This window comes from Gordonia sp. UCD-TK1 (assembly GCF_001691435.1).
Classification (GTDB): Bacteria; Actinomycetota; Actinomycetes; order Mycobacteriales; family Mycobacteriaceae; genus Gordonia; species Gordonia hongkongensis.
Map to the genome: position 1 here is coordinate 1 of NZ_LZMP01000065.1, position 1,942 is coordinate 1,942.

Sequence of the window (1,942 nt, forward strand, 5' to 3'; positions counted from 1 at the left end):
ATACGACAACGCGATGGCTGAGGCGTTCAACTCGCTGTTCAAAGCCGAATGCATCCGTAACCCCGTGATGCGCCCGCGAGGCGGCTGGGCAGGTGTGGGCGAGGTCGAGATCGCCGTCGCTGAGTACGTCGAATGGTTCAACCACCGCCGCCTGCACGGCGAGATCGGACACGTCCCACCCGTCGAGTACGAGAGCGCCTACTGGTCGACCCWCACCGTCACCAGCTACCGTGAGAACCCGGTCCCCGCAAACGCTGGAACCAACTAACCGAGCCTCCAGCAAACCCGGGGCGATTCAGTGTCTTTCGATACCGACGCACCGTATGTTGACGACGCCTGAAAACTGACCCCCTGACGACGGGTGAATTTTGACCCCCCCCGTCTTGTTAGGAGGGTGATTTCAGTGGAGCAATGGGCAGAGATCCGCCGTTTGCATCGCAGTGAGGGTGTGCCGATCAGGGAGATCGCGCGCCGGTTGGGGGTGGCCCGCAACACCGTTCGTGCGGCGTTGGCTTCGGATACCGCGCCGAAGTACTCGCGGCCGGCGACGGGCTCGGCGGTCGACGCGTTCGAACCGCAGATCCGGGCGTTGCTGCGGGAGTATCCGACGATGCCGGCGACGGTGATCGCCGAGCGGGTTGGGTGGACGAGGTCGTTGACGGTCCTCAAAGACCGGGTCCGGGCTATTCGTCCAGAGTTTCGTGGGGTAGATCCAGCCGATCGGGTGATCTATCAGCCCGGCGGCTGTTCACAGTGGGATTTGTGGTTTCCGGACTACCGAATCCCTCTGAGCCACAATCAGTTCGCCATGCTACCGGTGTTGGTGATGACGTTGGCGTTCTCCCGGTACCGGTCGGCGGTGATGATCCCGTCTCGCCAGGGCGGAGACATCCTGACGGGAATGTGGCTGCTGCTGTCGCAACTGGGCGGGGTGACCCGCAAACTGGTGTGGGACCGCGAAGCCGCGATCGGCCCCAAGGGCACACCCACCGCGTTGGCGGCCGGCTTCGTGGGCACGTTGGGTACGCGGCTGGAGCTGGCGCCACCGCGAGACCCCGAGTACAAGGGCATGGTCGAACGCAACAACCGGTTCTTCGAGAGCTCGTTCCTGCCGGGCCGCCAGTTCAGCTCACCGGCCGATTTCACCGCCCAGTTCGATCGGTGGCTGGCCGATCATGCCAACACCCGAGTGGTGCGCGCGATCGGTGATCGACGCCCGTGTGACGTGTTCGCCGAGGACCTCGAGCAGATGACCGGCCTACCTCCGACCGCACCGCATATCGGCTTGAGTAGCCGGGTGCGACTCGGTCGCGACTACTACGTACGTGTAGCCGGCAATGACTATTCGGTGCACCCGTCGGTGATCGGTCGGTTCGTCGACATCACTGCCGACCTGCAGCAGGTGCGCATCCTCTGCGGCGAGGTCACCGTCGCCGACCACGCGCGCAGCTGGGCCAACCACGTCACCATCGCCGACCCTCAGCACGTGCGAGCAGCCAAAGAACTGCGCCGCGATTACCGCCGCCAAGACCTCGCCAACCGGGCCCGAAACGCCGCCCGCATCCGCGCCCACCCTGATGGCCACGAGGTGCCGATCCGGGCGTTACCGGACTACGACGAGCTGTTCGGGGTGAACTTTGCCACTGGCGTGTCCCCCGTGAACCGGTCCGGGTGGTTCTAGAGTCCTGATTGCCCTGTTGAGGGCGGAGAAGGGACGATAGGGATCATGGCGGGACGGAAGCGTCACTCGGCTGAGGACATCGTGCGCAAGTTGCGCCGAGCCGATGAACTGGCGGCCGAGGGCAAGAACGGCGAGGAGATCGCCGCCGACCTCGAGGTGTCGGCGGCCACCTTGTACAACTGGCGCCGCCAGTACGGCGGTATGGACGCTGATGCCGCCAAGGAACTCAAGGAGCTACGCGAGCAGAACGGCCGGCTCAAG

General features: G+C 64.8%; 3 protein-coding genes. All 3 read left to right on the forward strand.

All coding sequences use genetic code 11. The features are described from left to right. The coding region (locus A9310_RS22240) for an IS3 family transposase (RefSeq protein WP_254661318.1) at window positions 1-268 on the forward strand (268 nt) is incomplete at its 5' end. Window positions 269-394: 126 nt separating this feature from the next. After that, window positions 395-1,681 carry an IS21 family transposase gene (gene istA, locus A9310_RS22245; protein WP_175401196.1) on the forward strand — a complete coding sequence of 429 codons (1,287 nt, stop codon included), beginning with the start codon at window positions 395-397 and terminating at the stop codon, window positions 1,679-1,681. Between the two features lie 45 nt (window positions 1,682-1,726). Next, window positions 1,727-1,942, forward strand: a 216-nt coding sequence (locus A9310_RS22250) for a transposase (protein WP_065632429.1), incomplete at its 3' end; no start/stop codon positions are given.